This window comes from Psychrobacter sanguinis (genome assembly GCF_020736705.1).
In the GTDB taxonomy this organism is placed as follows: Bacteria; Pseudomonadota; Gammaproteobacteria; order Pseudomonadales; family Moraxellaceae; genus Psychrobacter; species Psychrobacter sanguinis.
On record NZ_CP085990.1, the window covers coordinates 1,446,254 to 1,463,970 of the forward strand.

14 protein-coding genes are annotated in these 17,717 nt (G+C 41.4%); 10 read left to right on the forward strand and 4 right to left on the reverse strand.

Going from position 1 to position 17,717, the window contains the following annotated elements:
• Positions 1–197: 197 nt before the first annotated feature.
• The 4 genes from gltS to LK453_RS06165 form a co-directional block, all read right to left on the reverse strand.
• Positions 198–1,472 carry a sodium/glutamate symporter gene (gene gltS, locus LK453_RS06150; protein ID WP_007395772.1) on the reverse strand — a complete coding sequence of 425 codons (1,275 nt, stop codon included), beginning with the start codon at positions 1,470–1,472 and terminating at the stop codon, positions 198–200.
• 470 nt (positions 1,473–1,942) lie between these two features.
• Positions 1,943–2,641, reverse strand: coding sequence for a ZIP family metal transporter (locus tag LK453_RS06155; RefSeq protein ID WP_227674490.1), 699 nt, complete (start codon positions 2,639–2,641; stop codon positions 1,943–1,945).
• 52 nt (positions 2,642–2,693) lie between these two features.
• Positions 2,694–3,782 (reverse strand): IS4 family transposase, encoded by a 1,089-nt coding sequence (locus LK453_RS06160; protein ID WP_201538654.1) that lies wholly within the window; start codon positions 3,780–3,782, stop codon positions 2,694–2,696.
• A 523-nt stretch (positions 3,783–4,305) separates the two neighbouring features.
• Complete coding sequence (locus tag LK453_RS06165; protein ID WP_201536559.1) at positions 4,306–5,571, reverse strand: glutamate-5-semialdehyde dehydrogenase; 1,266 nt, start codon at positions 5,569–5,571, stop codon at positions 4,306–4,308.
• 562 nt (positions 5,572–6,133) lie between these two features.
• Here LK453_RS06165 and LK453_RS06170 point away from each other — a divergent pair.
• The 10 genes from LK453_RS06170 (at position 6,134) to LK453_RS06215 (ending at position 17,677) form a co-directional block, all read left to right on the forward strand.
• Positions 6,134–6,562 carry a hypothetical protein gene (locus LK453_RS06170; RefSeq protein ID WP_201529449.1) on the forward strand — a complete coding sequence of 143 codons (429 nt, stop codon included), beginning with the start codon at positions 6,134–6,136 and terminating at the stop codon, positions 6,560–6,562.
• A 454-nt stretch (positions 6,563–7,016) separates the two neighbouring features.
• On the forward strand, positions 7,017–7,826 hold the full coding sequence (locus LK453_RS06175; RefSeq protein WP_201536513.1) for an ABC transporter ATP-binding protein: 810 nt from the start codon (positions 7,017–7,019) through the stop codon (positions 7,824–7,826).
• A 482-nt stretch (positions 7,827–8,308) separates the two neighbouring features.
• Positions 8,309–9,109, forward strand: a complete 801-nt coding sequence (locus tag LK453_RS06180) for an ABC transporter substrate-binding protein (protein ID WP_227678568.1) — start codon at positions 8,309–8,311, stop codon at positions 9,107–9,109.
• A 66-nt stretch (positions 9,110–9,175) separates the two neighbouring features.
• Positions 9,176–10,015, forward strand: a complete 840-nt coding sequence (locus LK453_RS06185; RefSeq protein ID WP_201536516.1) for an ABC transporter substrate-binding protein — start codon at positions 9,176–9,178, stop codon at positions 10,013–10,015.
• 252 nt (positions 10,016–10,267) lie between these two features.
• Positions 10,268–11,101 (forward strand): ABC transporter substrate-binding protein, encoded by an 834-nt coding sequence (locus LK453_RS06190; RefSeq protein ID WP_201536519.1) that lies wholly within the window; start codon positions 10,268–10,270, stop codon positions 11,099–11,101.
• A gap of 361 nt (positions 11,102–11,462) precedes the next feature.
• Complete coding sequence (locus LK453_RS06195) at positions 11,463–12,203, forward strand: ABC transporter permease (RefSeq protein ID WP_007395764.1); 741 nt, start codon at positions 11,463–11,465, stop codon at positions 12,201–12,203.
• A gap of 9 nt (positions 12,204–12,212) precedes the next feature.
• Positions 12,213–12,938 carry an ABC transporter permease gene (locus LK453_RS06200; RefSeq protein ID WP_201529159.1) on the forward strand — a complete coding sequence of 242 codons (726 nt, stop codon included), beginning with the start codon at positions 12,213–12,215 and terminating at the stop codon, positions 12,936–12,938.
• A 121-nt stretch (positions 12,939–13,059) separates the two neighbouring features.
• Positions 13,060–13,758: a fumarylacetoacetate hydrolase family protein gene (locus LK453_RS06205; protein WP_201536522.1), complete on the forward strand. Its 699-nt coding sequence runs from the start codon at positions 13,060–13,062 to the stop codon at positions 13,756–13,758.
• A 300-nt stretch (positions 13,759–14,058) separates the two neighbouring features.
• Positions 14,059–16,077 (forward strand): PhoX family protein, encoded by a 2,019-nt coding sequence (locus LK453_RS06210; protein ID WP_379652727.1) that lies wholly within the window; start codon positions 14,059–14,061, stop codon positions 16,075–16,077.
• Between the two features lie 139 nt (positions 16,078–16,216).
• Positions 16,217–17,677, forward strand: a complete 1,461-nt coding sequence (locus tag LK453_RS06215; protein WP_201536525.1) for a PGAP1-like alpha/beta domain-containing protein — start codon at positions 16,217–16,219, stop codon at positions 17,675–17,677.
• Positions 17,678–17,717: the final 40 nt, after the last annotated feature.

A 17,717-nucleotide genomic window follows, 5' to 3' on the forward strand; every position in this document is an offset into this window, starting at 1 on the left:
ACCTAGCAAAGAAGATGGTGCGGACGAACGAATCAGCTAAAATGCAGTGTCTAAACTAACCGCTTTTAAAACAACAGAGTCTAAAATAACCTTATCTAAAAAAACCGTAGCTAAAACGATAAAGGGCTGAGTTACACCGCGTAACCTAGCCCTTCGTCTTGTTTATATTACAATTTTGCTTTAAGTCATCGGCTCAATTACATAAAAGGTAACTTAATGAAAATCTGTAATACAGTGGCGTTAATGATATCAACGAAGAAGGCACCTACCATAGGTACAATCAAAAATGCTTTTGGTGAAGCCAAGTAGCGATCGGTTACCGCTTGCATATTGGCAATAGCAGTCGGCGTAGCGCCCATACCAAAGCCACAATGACCTGCAGACAGTACCGCAGCATCATAGTTTTTACCCATTACTCTAAAGGTAACAAAGTAAACATAGGCAATCATCACCAGAGTTTGTACCACCAAAATAATAAGTACAGGACCTGCTAAGTCGGTTAATTCCCATAGCTTTAGAGACAGTAGCGCCATGGCTAAGAATAGACTTAAAGAAGCGTTACCAAACACATCAATGGCACGGTCGAACATGTGGAAGTCAAACACGATGGTCAATACGTTACGGATAATCACACCGCCTGCCAGTGCCCAAACGAAGGTAGGAAGATCAAACCAAGTCCCTTTTCCTAATACAGTCATTGCATCTGCAAAAGCGAGAGCGGCAGCAAATAAAGCCAATGACTCGATGGTAGAGGACGCGGTAATAAGACGAATATTATCAGGCTTCTCAAAGATTTCTTTGTTTCTATGAACGTCTTCTTCGCTGTGTTTGGTGCTGTACAATGATTGCTTACCGGCCAATCTTTCGGTTTCACTGGGGTTAGGGTTGGCAGCGGCAGGTTTGACCCCCAGTTGGTTGATGAGTCGGCGAGCAACCGGACCACCGATAACACCCCCTGCTACCAGACCATAAGTGGCTACGGCAATCCCTAACGTGGTGGCACCGACGACGCCATATTGCTGTTCTAAGGTGATACCCCATGCACCAGCAGTACCATGTCCACCGGTTAATGCAATAGAACCGGTCACCAGACCTAATAAGGGGTCAAGACCAAGCAAGGCGGCCATAGAGACCCCGACAATATCTTGAATCACGATAAAAGCAGAAACCACAACAGTGAAAATCAATAATGGCGTACCGCCTGCTTTTAAGCGGCCAAAGTCAGCACTCAAGCCAATAGAGGCAAAGAACATCAGCATACAGGCTGTTTGTAGCTCTTGCTGAAAATTGAAACTATATCCCCAAATAAAGTTAAGCGCATACACCACCACTGCAGCAAGTAGACCACCAGCGACAGGTTCTGGGATATTAAAATCTTCTAAGAATTTAATTTTTTTCACCAAAAAACGGCCCAATAAAAGGACCAAGGTGGCTAATATCATCGTATAGTAGCCATTTAAAGTAACTTCCATAGAGATTCCTTTTTTTTTAAAATAAACCTACCTATGCCTTAAAAAAGCCATGGCCAACTTGGTAACGTGCGTAGGTTTATTAAGAGTCATGTGCCAAAAAATGGCTAATATTTGATTGTTTTAATCAATAGAGTGTTTTGTCAGGTGAATATAAGCTGTCTATTCGACGTGACAATAAAACTGTAGTAAATAATAAATAAGACACACAAATCATCGGGCATGAGCCTTCGATGACTGTGTTGGGTGTTTGCTATAAAGAACAGGGGTTGCTATGAAACCCCAGTAGAAATGTTATAACTGACGCAAGCAAACGTTATAGCCTAGGATAAGAGTTATCCGGCTATTAAATATGACGTTCAACGGAAGTGTGGTCTAAACAATAAAATTTGTTAGCCACGGGCGTGTGCTGGGCTATTCTATACGATGATGACTATTTTTTAAATGCTGAAAAACCCAGTATTCAAAATTGTTTAGCCACCAAGCTGATTTAGACCCAGTGCCAATACCAGACCAACCGCCGTACTAATTCCTGACCATAAGTTGCTTTTTCTGAAGGCTTCAGGAAATAGCTCGGTTGCTAATGAGGCGATAACTGCACCAGCGGCAAACGAGTCAATCAAGCTAAGTTTTGCTTTGGGCACATCACTTAATAATAAATTACCTGCCAATGCTGCAATTGATAGTAATACGGCAGCCCCAATCCAGGTCCACATAATATTTTTGGTATTGCTGCCTTTGTCTTTCATTTGCTTAGCGCCACCGGCTGCTTCAGGGAGGTTTGACAGTAGAATCGACCCTGCAAGAGCAGCAGCTTGCATCACATTGCCTGAAATTAAAGACACCCCAAGGGCTAAGTTCTCTGGTACGCCATCTAAGGTGACTGCCGCGAGAAGCCCCATACCGCCTTTATCTTTAAATTTAGTATCAATCCAATAATCAACACTGGTAAATACTATGGCGCCTAGCAAGGTAAATGCTGCTACAGGCCAAAGACCAGATTCGCCCACAGCCGGCTGTAGCATCTCTAAAGCCACTGATAACATCAACGCACCACCTGCCAGTGCCAGCAGGTTGCCTTGAACCCAACCGGGGAAGTTGCCTTTAGCCCCCCATAAGGCACCCACAATTAGAGCGCCAGAAACCACCAAAATTACTATAAATACCATCATTTCTCTATTGCCCTTATTTATTAGCCCTAATCTCTGTACACGACAAAAATGCTCAAAGTCTCAAAGGTCGTGGACTAGGAGACAAATAACTTATTAGAACCTCAAACACACGCCGATTGCCAGCAAAGAAATACTCACGCAAACCATCAATCAAAACATCCAAACCAATAGCAAACAAACTTTGCTGAGGTCGACCATGTTTCTTAAGCTTTCGTCTTTTAGGGTGCTGCTGTACAGTTTTAATCCCAATGCGATATGACCAACAAAATGCTAGCGCACAAACCGCCACTAACTTACTTACCCGATCCAACTGTGTAAGATGCGTATCTTCAAGATTAAACCCTCGTCCTTTAAAACAAGAAAACAAGGTTTCAATCTCCCAGCGTCTGCTATAAAGAGCCATAGCATCCGTATGATCTAAATTGTTGGTCGCTATGATGACATAATCGTTGTCAGTATCACGCTTTGCAAATAGACGAACTTTAACGCCATATACGGGAACAGCTCTGGCTAACATAAACGTTTCATGAGGGGATAGATGACGTAACAATGTCTTTATTTGTACCAATTTACCCTGATGATTGGCTACTAGGGTGTTGTGTTTGATGCGAATGCAAAACTTTATTTGCTCTTTATTTAGCCATTGAAACCACTCTTTGCCAACAAACTCTCTATCGGCTAATACATACTGTATTTTGTCTGCGCCAAAGGTGTTGATGAACGTTTGTATGAGCTCACATCTCTCATTACTATTGCTGTTACCTTTTTTATCAAGTAGTGTCCAGTATAAGGGAATAGCGATTCCTTGATGAACAACGCTGAGCAAAAAGATGTTAATGTTCTTTTTACCCCATTTCCAGTTGGTTCTGTCTATGCTGATGATGACTTCGTCTAAGTCAAAGAGTTGATAGATGAATTTGGCTAACTGGTCTTGGTCTATGTCAACTTGTGCAAAGAAGCGTTGTAGCCGTCTGTAATTACTGTTTGTCCTACCTTTGACAAATCCTCTTGCTATTTGTTTGAGGTTACTACTTTGTACTTGTATTATCGCTAGAGTAATTAAGCCTAAACACGTCAATCTTGCCTTGTTCATGGTTAGGTTTTGCGATAATATATTTATGAGCTGATTAAGGTTTGGCATAGTGTGGTTCGTAAGAAAAATTACTATTATGCCTTGTCCTTAGTCAGCTTTTTTGTTTTTGTCGTGTACAGAGAGCCCTAATATATTAAAATTGAGTGGTTTAATCTTGAGCGACGACCGTTTAATGACCAAAACTAAATGACGAAAATAAAAATCAAAGAGTGCAAACTCTATGGCGTTTAACAGCAGTGAAATTAAAAACTTTATACCAACAATGCTTTAGTACGTTTAATAGCGTCTCAGACATTTACTGTGATAACCATAGCGGGCACGATTGTATTGGCGGCGACCTTATTGCGAACGTAGAATAACAAAAGAAAAATTAATTTCAGTTTATAGCCGGTATTTTTTAGTGAAAGTTTGTAATAGTTGTCCCTGCTATAAAGCTAGCTAATATAAAAAAACGCCAGCTAGTGCTGACGTTTTAGGTATAAATTGGCTACTGTAAGCTGAATAACTCCAATATCTGCGAAGTGATATTTACAATCTTCTATAGAGTTAGTATCTACAAAGAACTATAAAATTAGCTGCGCACTTCACCGTGGCCATAAACGATCCATTTCTGTGACGTTAGACCATGTAGACCGACAGGGCCACGAGCATGAATTTTATCGGTTGAAATGCCAATTTCAGCACCAAGACCATATTCGAAGCCATCTGCAAAGCGGCTAGACGCATTAATCATAACGCTTGAGGAATCCACTTCACGGATAAAGCGTTGAGACTTAGTATAGTTATCGGTAATAATGACATCAGTGTGATGGCTACCATGCGTATTAATATGTGCGATAGCAGCATCCATACCGTCAATAACTTTGACCGCTAGAATAGGAGCTAGATATTCGGTATCCCAATCTTCATCATTGGCATCACTTAAATGACCTGAGAGCTTAGCGTTGTCTTTTAAAATGGCTTTGGCTTCAGCATCTACGCGCAGCTGCATGGCATCATCAGCCTCAATGATAGCTTCAGCAATTTTTGGTAATAAGCTGTCAGCCACTGCTTTATCAACGAGTAATGTCTCCATGGTATTACAAGTACCATAACGATGCGTTTTAGCATTGACGCTGACGTTGACAGCGATTTCAGGATCAGCATCGCTGTCAATAAAGGTATGACAGTTGCCATCTAAATGTTTAATCACTGGCACTTTTGCATCTTTACTGATGCGTTCAATCAGACCTTTTCCGCCACGCGGTACGATCACATCCACATAATCGGTTAGGGTAATTAGTTCACCCACTGCAGCGCGGTCTGTGGTTTGTAAAACTTGCACGCCATGCTCAGGCAAACCTGCTTCTTTTAAGCCTTCTAAAATACATTTGGCAATGGCTTGATTTGATTCGAAGGCTTCAGAACCTCCACGCAAGATAATCGCATTGCCTGATTTTAGAGCCAATGAAGCCGCCTCTAAGGTGACATTAGGACGAGATTCATAAATCATACCCACCACGCCCAAAGGCACACGCATTTTACCCAACTGAATGCCCGAAGGACGAAAGGTCATGTCTGTGACTTCGCCAATGGGATCAGGTAGCGTTGACACATCTTTTAAGCCTTGTAACATGCCCTCGAAACGTTCATCAGTCAGTTCTAAGCGATCAAGTAGCGCTGCGTCCAAATTATTATTGTGACCATTTTGCATATCAATTTTGTTGGCGGCCAAGATATCGGATTTAGCCTCCTTTAATTTTTGATGAATGGTTAATAAAGCCTTATTCTTATCACCGGTGTTGGCCGCTGCTAGATGTCGGGAGGCTTGTCTGGCTTGCTTGCCAACCTGTTGCATGTATTGTTTGATGTCTACTATTTCCTGAGTCACTTATCGTCTCCTAATCTGGGCCTGTTGAACAGCTTCTGGCTTATTAACCCTCATTGGCGGTTTATTAAGCCTTATAAAATTTTTACTTGGTCTATAACATAAAGCAGATAAGGCCAATAGTAAAGCTGCCACCCTATAGTATGTTGCGAGCATTTGTTATTTATATTGTAAGTAAACTTAACGACCGGTCTTTAAAGCTATTGTTTAAAAGCAGAAAAGGTCGGTTGTAATTAAGCATCAAGGGCCAACAATGCGTCGTCTACACAAATGCTTATAAATTACTACGAAAATTAGCTATTTTATCTATAACGAGGAGAGTAAAGTGATGAATAACGACCTTGGGCGATATTAAAAAAGGTTCTGATAACGGCTTTGCAATTTAAAGGTTAATTAATAAAATTAATCAATAGAATGTAGGGCTGTTATGATGTTAACACTCCCTGTAGTTTGGTTTTAATTGATACTTTTAAAAATCGTTAAAGCTAAATGTCATCAATCCCTTTGAATCTTTGTATATATAGGTAATACTATGAAAAATTTTAAAACGTCAGTTATAGCGCCAGTATTAGCAGTTAGTTTATTAGCAATGGGTGTTACTGCTTGTAGCAACTCTGAGAAAACAGATGCTGGTACTCCAGAAGCTGCAGAATCAACTTCAGTTGATACTCAAGGTGATACTATGGGCACCACTGAAACTGAAACAACAACGACTACAACTGATGCTACCACAGGTGCTGATACAACAGCTACTGATCCTGCAGCCACTGGTACTGATACAATGAATCATGAAGCAATGGGCCATGATGCTGCTGGTACTGAAGTAGAAGCTTCTGAAGCTGGTAATATCGATGCTGGTACTACAGGTACAGCAACAGCCGATGCCACTGATGCAAGCACTGCTGACAACAGTCAAGTAATGGATGGTACTCAAAAAGAAGAGCATGTATCTGGCAACTAATCTGTATTAAATGAGCGTATTATTTAAGCGCTCTTTTATGCAAATTTTGAGACATGTTTTAATGCAACTTTTTAAGTTAGCATTAATCACCCTTTCTACTGCTTTGTTATTTTAAAAGTGGTGGAAAGGGTTTTTTCGTTAAAGCAATCACTATTTATTAACTATTGTCGATGGAATTTATTATGGCAAGTTATCAAGTCGTTATTGTCTAACTATCAAATGGTCAATAAAAAACGAGTCCATAAAAAGTAGCCCATAAACAATAACCTATAAAAAATTAGTAGTAACTGCTATCAGTCACTAATAATTGTCAGCTAGAATATGGCAAAAGATTTGCTTATGACTGGGGTTTTAAGAGACAATACGCCTTTTATAATGTTGTGTTAGTTAAGCGACACCCTTCAACATTATAACCTCCTTTGCTTTCAACTTATTTCGGACACATGCCACTGTTATGCCACACTTTACTTCAGATCGACCCATTGCCCTTGATTTGCAAAATATTCATAAAAGCTACGGCTCGCTTGAGGTATTAAAAGGGGTCTCTCTTACTGCCTATGATGGCGACGTTATTTCTATTTTAGGGTCATCAGGTTCAGGTAAATCAACTTTATTACGTTGTATCAATCTTTTAGAACATCCCAATCAGGGTACTATTACCCTAGGCGGAGAAGCACTTGATTTGGTACCTGGTAAATCGGGTGAGTTACAAGCCGCTAATAGAGCGCAGCTTGAAAGATTTCGCGCCCGTGTAGGCTTCGTTTTTCAAAACTTCAACTTATGGCCACATAAGACCATTTTACAAAATATTATTGAAGGTCCTACCCAAGTCTTAAAGATAAGCAAAGACCACGCCATTAGTGAAGCCGAGCAATTATTAAAGAAAGTTGGGCTGTTGGATAAAAAAGACGCTTATCCGGATAACTTATCGGGCGGACAACGTCAGCGCGTTGCGATTGCCCGTGCTTTGGCAATGAACCCACAGGTATTATTATTCGATGAGCCGACATCAGCGCTAGATCCAGAGTTGGTCAATGAAGTGTTGGCGGTAATGCGTGATTTGGCGGCTGAAGGCCGTACTATGTTAATCGTTACCCATGAAATGCGTTTTGCCCGTGATGTGTCATCACAGGTGGTATTTTTGCATCAAGGCCGCATTGAAGAGGCGGGTACGCCAGAGCAAATATTCGATAACCCAACCTCGGTACGCGTGCGTGAGTTTATGGCATCACATCGTGCAGATGCCAATAAGATTGCGTTGTAAGCTAAGCGGTTTAAGCTAGGCTATTAACAATAATAAGGCTAAGCAGTTCAGAAAACTCTTAAATGCATCCTTTAATAGACCCTGCTAAGAAAGCCATAAAAAGTTATTGGCGAAAGCCATAAAAATTATTATCGTCATTATAGAGTGGGTATCAGTTGATACTCACTCTTTTTGGTTAAGGTTATAAAATTAGATTTGCCTATGTTATAGGGGCTATTAGAAGTAGAGTAAAAAGAGAAAGCACAACAGTAATACGATAAAATGATTTGTTTTTAAGAGAACCGTCATGTATTATTTTTGTTTATGAAGTTTACACAAATATTATTGTACCCCCTTATCCAAACTCTATTACCTCAAGGTTTTAAGAGAACCATGTCGCGGTTTTAAGAGCATAAAACCATCAGTTCAGTCGGCTATACTCATAAACCTTTTCACGAATTAAGTTTTGTATGAGCCACTTTTTGGCTTTGGAGAAAGAAAAAATGTCATTATTTGATAGCAAGTTATCGCGTAAGGTTTTACCTGTATTAGTCATGGCCGGTATGGTCGGACTGACGGGATGTTCAAAGTCTGATAATGCAGCTGAAGGCGCTAGTGCCGCAGATTCAAAAGAAGGCAAAACTATTCGCATCGCTACTGAAGGTGCTTATCCTCCGTTTAACTTTACCAACAATGATGGAAGTTTGGGTGGTTTTGATGTTGATGTGGCCAATGCCATTTGTGCTGAAATGAAAGCCAAATGTGAAATCGTGTCACAAGACTGGGATGGCTTAATTCCAGGTCTATTGGCCAATAAATACGATGCCATTATTGCCGGTATGTCTATCACTCCTGAGCGTTCAGCAACGGTCGATTTTACCGAGCCTTACTTCTCTAATACGATGGTCTGGTTGGCCAAAAAAGACGGCACTTTTAGTCCTGATAACATTAGTAATAAGGACTTAGGTAGCCAACGTTCAACCACATTAGGCGAATATTTGTTGGCAAACTTTGACAACAAAGACGGCAACAAAGTAAATCTATACGATACCTACGAAAATGCGTATTTAGATCTTAAATCTGGCCGAGTGGATGCTGTATTGGCTGAAAAAGTATCTGCAGCCGACTGGTTACCAGAGAACCCTGAGTATGCCGTCATTGGTAAAGAGATTGATAACGATGACCATTTAGGGATTGCGCTTCGTAAGAATGATGCTTTGAAAGAAGAATTCAACGCAGCGATCAAAACTCTTCGTAGTAAGGGTGAGTTGGCGAAAATTGAAGAAGCAAACTTTGGAAAATAAGCGCCCGCTGTTTATCACAACGATAAGTAAAATACTTCTAAAACCATTCAAAGCTAGGACAACACTATGACAACTGCACTGAAATCAAAAAGTAAATGGGCGCTATTATCTGTGGCGTTATCTGGATTGATGCTAACCGCTTGTAATAGCAATAATAATGCGCCAGCTGAAGGCGAGTCAGCAGCACCTGAAGCAGGCGGCTCAGAACAGACCATTAGAATTGCCACTGAATCAAGCTACAAGCCACTAAGTTATACCGATGCAGACGGTAAACTGATTGGTTTTGAGATTGATTTGATTCATGCGCTTTGCGACGAGATGAAAGCTAAGTGTGACATCAGCTCACAAGAATGGGATGGTCTAATTCCAGGTCTACAGGCTAAGAAGTTTGATGCTATTATTGCTGGCATGTCAATCACGCCCGAGCGTCTTGAAAAAGTCGACTTCACTGATCCTTACTTAACCAATGGTTTGGTTTTGGTGGCTAAAAAGGGCGACAATATTAGTGTGGATAGTGATTTTAGTACCATACCAGTGGGCGCTCAGCGTGCCACTATCGCTGCTCAATACATTGAAGAGACGCATCCAAAAGCCAAACTGAACTTATATGATACGCAAGAAAATGCCTACTTAGACCTAGCTTCAGGCCGTATTCGTGCGCTTTTCTCTGATAAAGTGACGGCTGCTTATTGGCTAACCAGTGAAGAAGGTAAAGCCTTTGAACAAAAAGGCGCTGAGTTTAAGAGTGATGATACGATGGGTATCGCAGTACGAAAAGGTGATGCACTGGCAGGTAAATTTAATACCGCTTTGGCTACTTTAAAACAAAGTGGTAAATATGACGAAATTTCGGCCCCTTATTTTGGTACCACTAGCACTGCTGCCGCGCAAGCAGCTGCTAACTAATACTTCAATACGTCGTACAGCGATAAATGATGGGTAGAGTCTTGAATGGATCGGTTATCCATAAGTAGTGATAGATAGGATAGCTTGCTTTAAGCAGAGATTTTATCCCAGTCATAAATTGGCTGTCATACTAAAAGGGTTGGCTAAAGTCAGGTTGTATAAAATGACTGTTTTGATTGGGTTTAATCAGTCATGAGTGATTTATAACCAGACTTTGGGCCAGTTTTTTATGAATTCTATAAGGACATAAGTATGCTTCAAACCGCAACAGCAAACAGCCAGATGCCTAAAAGAAGTATTAAAAAAGGGGCAGTAGCACTAATGACTGCCTTGTCTTTCTCTGTATTATTAGCAGGATGTAATAACGCTGATAATACGGTAGAGTCGACCGCTGAAGGTGGTGATAAAGGCCAAAAAGTGCTCCGTGTGGCAACTGAAGGGGCATATGCTCCTTTTAACTACACTGATGCTGAAGGAAACTTAGCGGGTTTTGATGTGGATATCGCCAATGCCCTGTGTGAAAAAATGCAGGTCAAATGTGATATTGAAGCACAAGATTGGGAAGGTATTATTCCTGGACTTAAAGCAAAGAAATACGATGCGATTATTGCGGCCATGTCAGTTACGCCTGAGCGTGCCCAGCAGGTAGATTTTACTGACCCTTATTTCACCAACTCTTTGGTATTTATTGCCACTAAAGACAGTAGCTTTGATCCCAGTAATGCCCAAGATATTAATACCAAGCAAATTGCAGCGCAGCGCTCAACCATCTCTTCACAGTGGCTAGAGAGTAACTATCCAAAAGCCAGTATTAAGATGTATGACACCTTGAATAACGCCTTTTTGGATTTAGAGTCAAACCGTGTAGACGCTATGATTTCTGATAAATTACCGGCGCTTGAATGGTTAAGCAAAAATAATACAGAGTTTGAAATCAAAGGCTCTGATATTGAAATTGATGATAACTTTGCCATTGCGGTACGTAAGCAAGATGCGTTAAAGCAAGATATTAATAAGGCTTTAGCTGCTATTAAAGCGGATGGTACTTATGACCGTATTAAAGAGAAGCATTTCCCAATGCCTTAAGGGGAAATTCGCTTCGATAAGGGTTAAATAACTTATCAATCTATTTTTTCTAGATTTTATGGATTAGCCTCACCTTGTTGTGAGGCTTTTTTTATTTATGCTATCGATATATTTGGTACTTTTAAGGCCTTTTATAATCTATTGAACAATATACAGTGTTCATCTTATACTTAACCAATTGCCCTATAATATGTTAGAATTCGCCGTTTGCACGGAATCGTAAAAAACGATTAATCTCAGTGTTGCTCAATACACTTAATGATTGCCCCAAATTTAGGACGGTTATTAAGTACTCAGTTGTAATATCTCATATCATATATTGATGTTTCTTCTACTTCTCATTATTTAGGTTGCTTCTCACGTGTTTGATTTGCAAGGTTTTGGACATCTCTTACTTAGTGGCTCGTTGATTACTGTCAAACTTGCCTTATCAAGTCTTGCAATAGGTTTGGTCTTGGGGCTGTTAGGGGCTACCGCCAAACTTTCTAAGATTTGGATATTTCGTAAACTTGCCACAGTGTATACCGCAACCATGCGCGGCATACCAGAGCTGTTGTTGGTATTATTTTTATACTACGGCGGCTCCATGCTTATTATGGCGGTGCTGCAAAATTTCGGCTATAACGATTATGTCGAGGTTAGTCCGTTCTTAGCTGGGGTATTGGCGCTTTCTATTGCGTTTGGGGCGTATGCCACAGAGGTATTCAGAATGGCCATTCAAGAGATACCCAAAGGGCAATGGGAGTCGGCAGAAGCGTTGGGTATGAAGCCCATGCAGGTATATTTCCGTATTATTGTGCCTCAGGTATGGCGTTTGGCATTACCCGGGCTTGGCAATTTGTTTTTAGTGCTGTTAAAAGATACCGCTTTGGTCTCTGTGGTTGGATTAAAAGATATTATGTATCATGCTGCACGTGGGGCCCAAGCAACCCAACAAGCTTTTACTTTTTATATGGCAGCGGCATTTATCTATTTGGGACTAACAATTGTGGTCACCGCCTTTATGATGTGGCTTGAGTGGCGGGCAAATCCTGCAAAGCGCTATGCCAAAAAAATTGCGAAACAGCACGTCTCGCAACCACTTAATGCAACGAAAGGGTAGGGGGCGAATATGGATTGGAATTGGCAAGTAATTTTTACCTACCTACCTGATTTACTAAGTGGTGTGGCGTTAACCGTTAAACTGGTGGTTATCTCAGGTGTCTTGGGGTTAATTTTCGGACTGGGCTTGGCGTTATTGCGCCTGTCTTCTAATAAGTTGGTGCAAGTACTGCCTTTCTTATATATTTTCTTTTTCCGTGGGACACCATTACTGGTACAAATTTTCTTAATTTACTATGGGCTATCCCAGTTTGAGTTTATCAAAGAGTCTTTCTTATGGGAGCCGGTCTTAAAGCAGCCATTTTGGTGTGCCATTATTGCCTTTACTTTGAATACCAGTGCGTATACTGCTGAGATTATTCGTGGGGCAATTCAGTCTATTCCGCCGGGTGAGCTTGAAGCGGCAGATGCCATTGGTATGTCACGTTGGCAAAAACTGACCCGTATTACCTTGCCGCGTGCTTTTGGCATTATGATACCGGCTTACAGTAACGAAGTGATCTTTATGCTAAAAGGCAGTTCACTGGCTATGACCATTGCTTTGATGGACATCACCGGTATTGCTAAGACCATTAGCGCCCGTACCTATACCATCTTTGAATTGTATTTTGCGGCCGGTCTTATTTATCTGGTCTTATCTTGGGTGATTCTACTGACTTTCCGTTTGATAGAAAAACGTATGAACCGTCATGCTAATTATGTGCCACCCGATGTGGCCACCCATACTATTCCTTGATAAAGTAAGCAGCCAGCTATTTATATGCTGGCTGTTTTTTTGGCTAATACTTTATACTTATATAGCTATTACTGAAATGACCCTATATTTTACTTCTGTGCTTACACTGCGAGATTAGACAATGACCACAACTTCTGAGACACCCTCAAACGCTAGCGTAAACCAAAATACAATACCAACCATAGGCAAAGTCGTGTGTGTGGGGCGTAACTATGCGGCTCATGCTGCAGAGTTGGGCAATGAAATACCGACGCGACCTATTTTATTTATGAAACCTGCGTCGAGTATTATTAGCACTCGTGAACTTGTTCCTAGTAAAGTGATGGATGCCCCAAGAGATAAGGCCTATGCCGTCCATTATGAGGCTGAGCTGTGTGTGCGTATCGGTGCGCCGCTAAACTCAGCCTCACTAGAGGAAGTTAAGGCAACCGTTGGTCTAATTGATGCGGTGACTTTAGGACTGGATTTAACCCTACGTGATTTGCAAAGTGAGCTGAAAGACAAGGGTCATCCTTGGGAGCGTGCCAAGTGTTTCGATGGGGCTTGTGTGCTAGGTGACTGGATTTCTCCAGAAGAATTTGGTGACTTTAGTGCGGTTAATTATCAGCTGTATATCAATGATCAACTGACCCAAGATGGCAACACTGAGCTGATGCTATTTCCCTTATATCAGTTATTAAGCGATATCAGTCATGCATTTGGGTTACAACCGGGTGATGTAATTATGACCGGTACCCCAAGTGGGGTGGGTATGCTAACGGCAGGCGATGCTCTGACTTTAAAGCTAGGTGATTATGAATGGCAGGCTAATGTGGCCTAATCAATGGCAGGTCAATCATTAACAAGCCAGTCACTGGCAAGCTAATTATTGCCGGATTGTAAGAACCGCTCTAAAAAGCCGCTATTATCTAAATGGCGGCTTTTTTATGAACTTCAAATTTCAAATCAGGCAATAGTCTATGGGCTTTAGAGCCTTTGTCATTGTTATGTCATAAATCCTTAAACAGACTGTCATTTACTTTTATTAGGCTAATGCAATGTTTCATTTAAGCAGTTTTTTGTAAATCGGCCTAAATACTAATTCTTGATAGCCCCTCTTAAAGTATCTTAAGGAATAAAAATGACCCAAGTCGTTGAGCAAAATAGGGACACTAACAATCACACTCAAAACCACGACGCAGCCAATGGAATTTTAAAAACATCCGCCACGCGTAGAAGTGTTATAACCTTTTTAGCCGGTGTGCCTATGTTACCTTTGGCAGGCTGTACCACCACCTCTTCTGTCAATAAAGTAGGGGCTGGTTCAGCTTCGGCGTTAATGCCAATGGCCAAGGCGGTGAGACAGGTTAAATTCATCGGTATGCAGGCCCCTTCATTGGCCAATCCAGAACAGATGGCAACGGTCTATGTGGACTCTAAGATGCAAGCCGACTTCACCGATGGCAGTAAGCAAATCTATGACTTAGCCTACACCCCATTTTTTGTGACCGGTGATATGGTGCCAGATGGTATGGGCGGCACCACTCGCGCAGGACAGTTATACGATATTAACAACAAACCGCTTTATGATGCTTCAGCAGGTCAGCCTGTGCCTTTTTATTCTAACTGTCCAGATGGCTCTTCACTAATCACCATGAAGGGTGCCAAGGTTCCTGGCGTTAAAGGTAACCCTGTCTTTGCGGTGGTACAGTTTGAGTATGCTAGTATGGACCGCTCAGGCAAAGAGACTTGGGGACGTCTGCCATCTCCTATCGCGGTGCTTACTTTGGATCAAAACCCAAAAAGCGGCGAGTTAACACTGGTTAAGTATCACAATGTTGATACCTCACCTGTTCATGGATTGTGGATTACTTGTGGCGCGTCTTTATCACCTTGGGGCACACATTTATCTTCTGAAGAATACGAGCCTGATGCCCATAATTTAGCCAAAGAAGATGACGGTAAATTCCTAGATTTTAGTAAAGCGCTATATGGTGATCAGAACAAAGCCAATCCTTATCATTATGGTCATATGCCAGAGGTTTTCGTTAATCCTGATGGCACGGGTTTTGTGAAAAAGCATTATAACCTAGGTCGTATTTCTCATGAGCTAATCCAAATGATGCCAGATGAGCGTACTGCATTAATGGGTGATGATGCCACCAATGGCGGGCTATTTATGTTCGTCGCTGATAAACCTCGCGACCTATCTTCAGGTAATTTATATGTGGCTAAAGTAAAACAAACCTCTCCTAAAGGGGTAGGCACTGGTGAATTCTTAACCCAATGGATTCATTTGGGTCATGCCACCAGTAGTGAAATTGAAGCCATGGCCAATACCTTCAAGCCAGAAGACATCATGAGTGTCAAATATGAAGACCCGAAAGACACTAGCTATACTAAGATTTATTATAGTGGTAAGCCAAACTGGGTGAAGCTTAATAGCAAAAACAAGTATGCTGAAAAAGCAGCTGCTTTCTTAGAAACACATCGTTATGCCGCTCTAAAAGGTGCTTCCTTAGCCTTTACCAAAATGGAAGGTACCGCAATCAACGTTAAAGACAAAATTGCTTATTCAGCCATGGCCAGAATTGAGAAATCAATGGTCGATCCAGTGAAATATGGTGATTATGGTGTGCAAGTCGCTGAAAACAAATCTGGCGCAGTGTACGCTCATAAATTAAGTGGCGGTCAAAAGACATTAAATACCAATACCGCGATTAATTCTGAGTGGGTTCCAGTCAGTATGTCAGTACCACCAAATTTAGCGGGTCAAGACATTGCAGCCGATGAGTTAGGTAATAAATCGCATCCTGACAAAGTTTCTTGCCCAGATAACATTAAATTCTCTGAAAAAATGCGTACTTTATTTATTGGGGAAGATTCGGGTACTCATGTTAATAACTTCTTATGGGCCTATAACGTAGATACCCATGAGCTTACCCGTATTTTATCGACGCCAGCAGGGGCAGAGTCAACAGGTCTACATGCGGTTGATGAAGTGAATGGCTTTACTTATATTATGAGTAATTTCCAGCACCCAGGCGAGGGCATAGCAGAAAATCCTAAAGTTGCCGCTCAAGTGCTACCATTAATTCATCGTAACTATAAAGACAGTTACGGCGCAGCAGTGGGATACTTGGGATTAAAGCTATCATAATTATTAACAATAAAACTTAAATTTTCTTTAAGTAATACTGCTCATACAAAAACCTCAAATGTTTAACATTTGAGGTTTTTACTTTATTTAGAAGACAGGATAAGATGTCAGAATCTACCCCCATTAATATTATGAAATTATGACTAAAGACAACTCAGAAAAGCATTACGATTTATATGAAAGATGCGAGCTTGTTACGCCCTATCGACCCATTTTTTTAAATGAGCTTCATGAAAAAATGGACACCTTAGATAAGTTGGATGAAGCGGAAATCATAAAGCTAGCGGCTGTAGATAATACAGTTGCACCTAAAAATACACCTCTGACAGTGGGAGATGTATTAGAGGGGTTGAGTCATTTAACCACCACTGGCGTGCTCGAGGTAACCGAGATCGTCGAGTCTTTACATGCTGAACTTCTACTTAGACCATTGGGCCGCTTTAATGACGATAATTTAAGTCGTTGGCAGAGTGGGCTTACCCGTCAGGCTTACAACGGTATGCGTTATTTGGTACGCCAGATAGGTAGTGGAGTTGTTAAAACCAATATTAAGCTGTCTCGCAAAACATTAAGAAAATACAATGACAAAGTATTGCCCGATAAGTTGAAGCAGGTGGTCAATGTCATTAATGGCATGATAGGCGACCATTTAGTTACTCAAAAAAATCCGCTAGCGGTACCGATGGTCATTTATGACAGATATGGACAACCACTAGGCAATAAGGTGTCTGGGCGGGTGGTGCTTTTGTGCCATGGACTGTGTCTAAGCTATCTAAATTGGCGGCCTTGTGAAGAGGACAGTCTGGGCGAAAGTATCGCATTGAGCCAACCTAAAACCACCGTACTTTATTTGGATTACAATACGGGCCAACGCATTTCACAAAACGGCCGAAATTTGTCTCATCTTTTACAGCAGCTAGTCGCCGAAAATCCACACATTACCCAAATCGATTTGGTGGGATATAGCATGGGCGGGCTAGTGGCACGCAGTGCTCTTTTTTATGCTCAGCAAGACAGACTGCACTGGGGAGATCGTGTTGGTAACCTCATCACGTTAGGCACGCCGCATCAAGGTGCGGTACTTGAGCGCATTAGTTATTATGTATTGGATGTGATTGGTAAGGTTCCTTTTGCGGCCTCACTGTCTAAAATGGGTAATATTCGCAGTGCCGGCATCATTGATTTGCGTCATGGCAGTATTCGAGAGGAAGACTGGAAATATTTAAAAGAGCGCGATGTGTTGCCAGAAGAATTTCATTACCCCACAAGACTGCCGCGTCATGTCAGAACTTATTTTATTGCCGGTTCAATCGTGGAAGGTGTCTATGACTCTAAAGCGACTAATTTGGTAGGCGATGGTTTAGTGACTATTGAATCTGCATTGGGCGAAGCTGGCGAATTACATACGCTATATGTGCCCGAAGGCCACAAAGCGGTGTTCTATGGCGTTAATCACATTAATATACAGTATGACCGCCGTGTGCATAAGCAAGTGGTACAGTGGCTCGATGAAAATGGCCAGAGCGATTTAGCCCTACAGCCTCGTATTCAGTCTTTTATCAAAGAAGATGTTGATGAGGAGATTGAGATTCTAGTATAACTAGGAAGCGTGTTATCCATACCCTACTATAAGTCTTTAG

Bases quoted from the DNA above. Each gene is read 5' to 3' on its own strand.
- LK453_RS06185 (WP_201536516.1), top strand. From the start codon at position 9,176: ATGACAACTGCACTGAAATCAAAAAGTAAATGGGCGCTATTATCTGTG.
- LK453_RS06160 (WP_201538654.1), bottom strand. From the start codon at position 3,782: ATGCCAAACCTTAATCAGCTCATAAATATATTATCGCAAAACCTAACC.
- LK453_RS06190 (WP_201536519.1), top strand. From the start codon at position 10,268: ATGCTTCAAACCGCAACAGCAAACAGCCAGATGCCTAAAAGAAGTATT.
- LK453_RS06210 (WP_379652727.1), top strand. From the start codon at position 14,059: ATGACCCAAGTCGTTGAGCAAAATAGGGACACTAACAATCACACTCAA.
- LK453_RS06165 (WP_201536559.1), bottom strand. From the start codon at position 5,571: ATGCAACAGGTTGGCAAGCAAGCCAGACAAGCCTCCCGACATCTAGCA.
- LK453_RS06170 (WP_201529449.1), top strand. From the start codon at position 6,134: ATGAAAAATTTTAAAACGTCAGTTATAGCGCCAGTATTAGCAGTTAGT.
- LK453_RS06200 (WP_201529159.1), top strand. From the start codon at position 12,213: ATGGATTGGAATTGGCAAGTAATTTTTACCTACCTACCTGATTTACTA.
- LK453_RS06205 (WP_201536522.1), top strand. From the start codon at position 13,060: ATGACCACAACTTCTGAGACACCCTCAAACGCTAGCGTAAACCAAAAT.
- LK453_RS06215 (WP_201536525.1), top strand. From the start codon at position 16,217: ATGACTAAAGACAACTCAGAAAAGCATTACGATTTATATGAAAGATGC.
- LK453_RS06180 (WP_227678568.1), top strand. From the start codon at position 8,309: ATGTCATTATTTGATAGCAAGTTATCGCGTAAGGTTTTACCTGTATTA.
- gltS (WP_007395772.1), bottom strand. From the start codon at position 1,472: ATGGAAGTTACTTTAAATGGCTACTATACGATGATATTAGCCACCTTG.
- LK453_RS06155 (WP_227674490.1), bottom strand. From the start codon at position 2,641: ATGATGGTATTTATAGTAATTTTGGTGGTTTCTGGCGCTCTAATTGTG.
- LK453_RS06175 (WP_201536513.1), top strand. From the start codon at position 7,017: ATGCCACACTTTACTTCAGATCGACCCATTGCCCTTGATTTGCAAAAT.